Below are 3,082 nucleotides of genomic sequence, written 5' to 3'. Positions count from 1 at the left end.
CCCAAAAGGAAGTCTGGCAACGTTTCTCTGACCACTAAACTCAAAGGCGAGCAAGGAGGTAGGGATCCAATTTAACTCAAGTTGAAATTCATCCAGGGTTCCCTCATAAAAGGACCCAAACCACCAGGTCGCCTGTCCGTTCAAACGCCTTTTCGCCGCAAATTCCGCTTCCAGGCGGTACCTCATAAAATTGTATTTCCCTACTGGTATGATAACGTTATCAGCAATTTCAAAAGGTTCAATAATATTCTCCCCTACCGGCCTGATGTTGGCTTCAATACGATCCCCACTTTCTAACCTCCAGTTGATGGGCGCGGTAAAAACACTATACGACTGCCAATCGCCCTGAATATTTTTGATATAGGTGATGAAGAACTGGTGAAACATTTGCCGCACCAAAGGCCATTTAGGTCTGGGGGCATACACAGCTCCAATCCTTGTATTGCTTATCCCCTTTCTCGGGACAAATCCCAGGGAGGGATCAAATTGTTCTCCTATCCTTGCATAAGTAAGGGAGAGATCCCATTTGTCATTGGGGTAATCAATTTTAAAACCAAAAGCAGACCGGTCTTCCGTAAGGTCCTCCCTCTCGGTATAAAGTCCCCAGGCCCCGGCAATGAAATTCTTATCGCCCCCAAAACGGGTCGTCTGATAAGTAAAATCGAAACCGGACATCCAGCTCCCTTCCCTTCCCAATGGATCTCCGAAGGTAGAGATCATTCCTATGGAGCTTTCGCCCAGAACGTTATGCCGTACCCGCATAACCCCCATGTTGGTAGCATCATAGGGTTGCCCATCTGAATCAAAGGAATTGGTACGAATGCCCAGTCCGCCAATAGCGGTCTTGCCAATCCTTCCGTTTATCTTGCCTCCTGCAATTATGGGAACCTGATTAGCGCCAAAAAGCCCGATCCTTCGACTAAAAAAGGGAAGCACTGTACTCCGGCCTGTACCGAAACCAAACTCAAATATATCGGATCCTTCAAGGAAAAATGTACGTTTTTCAGGAAAGAATAATGGAAAACGAGTCAGATTTGTTTGGCGGGTATCCACTTCCGTCTCAGCAAAATCGGTATTCACCGTCAGTGTAGCCAGTAAGTTAGGACCTAGCCGCTGACTGGCATCCAGGCTTGTTTCGAAATTCGTGTTTGTTGGTGCACCTGCGCCGTCCTTGTTGAGGGATCCCACTAAGGAGGGCCTTACGTTTAGTCCAAGCCCATAACTGAATTTGGGTAGGTTAGTAAGTAATCCCGCCCTGCTGGTCTGACCAAAAAACTGGTCGCGCTGCACATTGGCCCATCGGATGGTTTCCTGATTCCTTTGAATTCTCCGTTCAACATTAAACCCCCACTGATCGATGTTCTTATTGAAATAAATACTCTGTATAGGTAGAATTATTTCGACTGTCCATCCAGTCTCGTACAGTGCTACCCTTGCATTCCAGATCGCATCCCAATCCTCATTCTCAGACTCCCCACGGTTAGACACCAGGGCATCATAACGGGCGGCATGGGCGTTGACGGCCAGTATGTAGCCCGATTGTCCATCAAGAAACGTATCCAGGACCACCTTGACGTGGTCTTCCTCCCTAATATCCGCATCTCGTAATTTGGAAAAACGTACTATATCTTCAATCCTTTGATCCTTACAGTCTATTCCGATAATTATGTTCCGTTCATCAACCAGCACCCTTACCTCGGTGCTGGCAGAGGGTTTGCCTTTTTCCTCGGGTACAGTAGTCAGGAAGTTGCTAAGCACAGGAGCCTTTTTCCAGTCGGATTCGTTGAGTACCCCGTCAATCTGAATAGCTTCGGTTATTTGTCCGACTGCCAGGGATGGTCTTTCTGTTTCCTGGGCCATGACCGGAAGGAAAAGCAGAAAAGACAAGAAAGACAGGAAAAAATATCTAGTCATAAGCCAAGTAAGAAAGATAGAACAAATTCGTTTCAAATTGAGAAAAGCCACCATCTTAGTTGAGGAAATTTTTACCAAAGGCATAGGCCAGGTAGAGGATCACCAGGACAAGTCCCTCCTGCCTTTGAATACCCTTTTTACGCATCAGGAACCAAATAAAAATAACACTGCAGATAAACAGCACGGGCAGGTCAAACTGAAGGATGCTCACATCCACCTCAATCTCAGAAATCAAAGATCCCACACCCAGGGGTACCAGAAGGTCAAATATATTGCTGCCCACAATGTTCCCCACAGACAGGCTGGTCTGCCCCTTGGCAATGGCATTCAGGGAGAGGGCAAGTTCCGGAAGGCTGGTTCCCAGGCCAATGAGTATGGAACCGATAAAGGTCTGACCAATATCCCATGCTTCAGCGATAACCATGGCCTGTTCCAGTACCACACTGGAACTCATGATAACAATAGCCAGGCTTCCGGCCAGAAAAACAAAATGGAACCAGATACCCGGCCGGAGCTTTTCCCGTACCTCCTCCTCTTTTTTCCTCCTTCTTCGTTCCCTCTGGAATAAAGTATAGATATACATCAGGAAGGCGATAAGCAGCAAGGCACCGTCGTTCCAGGTAATAACAAAATCAAAAGCCACCAGGGAAAGCAGTATAATGGAACCGATAAGTTCCACCGCCAATTGTCGCATCTGGATCTTGCCTACGGTAACAAAATAAAATAAGGCGATTACCCCAACAACTATGCTGATCTGACAAATAGAACTGCCTATTGCATTGCCCGTAATGACACCTGAAACATCAGCCCCTTTCAGGTTATAGATCGATCCTTCTATAGCTACCATTAACTCGGGTAAATCCGTTCCAAAAGCCATAAAGGTCAGGCCGATAAAAAGTTCAGAGAGCCTGAAATACCTACCGATACGAACCGCACTGTTAATAGCAAACTCGGTCCCTACCCAAAGTCCGAATATTCCCAGGATCAAAAATGTCAAATCACTCATACCTTCCTTGGTTGCGTTGGGATTTGCCCGACTACATACATGCCTCCCACCCCACAAATGTGTAAAGGAAGCAGGGCATCTACAATGACATGTGTCAGTTCCCTGTGGCAAAAATCCGCTAACATCGGTACCCTTTTCAAAACAACTTTGCTGATAAAAATC

2 protein-coding genes are annotated in these 3,082 nt (G+C 46.6%); both read right to left on the bottom strand.

The window, feature by feature from the left end:
• Positions 1–1,914 (bottom strand): carbohydrate binding family 9 domain-containing protein (locus AC4E7D_RS13395; protein WP_490174288.1); only part of this gene is annotated, 1,914 nt, incomplete at its 3' end.
• Positions 1,915–1,969: 55 nt separating this feature from the next.
• Positions 1,970–2,920, bottom strand: coding sequence for a calcium/sodium antiporter (locus AC4E7D_RS13390; RefSeq protein WP_490174287.1), 951 nt, complete (start codon positions 2,918–2,920; stop codon positions 1,970–1,972).
• Between the last annotated feature and the right edge of the window lie 162 nt (positions 2,921–3,082).

It is taken from the genome of Lentiprolixibacter sp. (assembly GCF_982873095.1).
The sequence above is the reverse complement of the archived record's forward strand: the minus strand, read 5'-3'. Positions and strand labels throughout refer to the sequence as shown.

Bases quoted from the DNA above. Each gene is read 5' to 3' on its own strand.
- AC4E7D_RS13390 (WP_490174287.1), bottom strand. From the start codon at position 2,920: ATGAGTGATTTGACATTTTTGATCCTGGGAATATTCGGACTTTGGGTA.